At 63.5% G+C, this 469-nt stretch carries 1 protein-coding gene; it reads left to right on the plus strand.

Going from position 1 to position 469, the window contains the following annotated elements; all coding sequences use genetic code 11:
* Positions 1 to 469 (plus strand): FAD-dependent oxidoreductase (locus AACY52_RS30730; RefSeq protein ID WP_339561451.1); only part of this gene is annotated, 469 nt, incomplete at both ends.

Genomic DNA, 469 nt, shown 5'->3' on the forward strand with positions numbered 1-469 from the left:
GGCTTGATCGGATCGAACCTATCGAGAAGGGCCTGTTCCGTCTCCACCTCAATGGCGGCGAGACACTGCTTACGCGCAAGATCGTGTTGGCGACCGGCATCCAGGGCGGCGGTCAGTGGCACACGCCGTCACTGGTCGGGAACCGGCTTCCCGCCAGCCGTTACGCCCATACTTCCCAGGCGATCGACTATGCAGGGCTGAAAGGCCGTCGCATCGCCATCCTAGGCGGCGGCGCATCGGCGTTCGACAATGCGCAACACGCGCTCGAGCTTGGCGCTGATCAGGTCCACGTGTTCGTGCGGCGCGCACAACTGCCGACCGTCAATCCGATCCGATTCATGGAGACGTCCGGGCTGATCGCGCGTTTTCCCGCGCTACCCGATGCGGTGAAGTATCGAATGATGGTGAGCTTTTTCGAGCGCAACCAGCCGCCCACCAACGATACGTTCGAGCGTGCCGCCGCCTGGCC

It is taken from the genome of Pseudomonas sp. EA_65y_Pfl1_P113 (assembly GCF_963970525.1).
GTDB lineage: Bacteria > Pseudomonadota > Gammaproteobacteria > Pseudomonadales > Pseudomonadaceae > Aquipseudomonas > Aquipseudomonas tritici.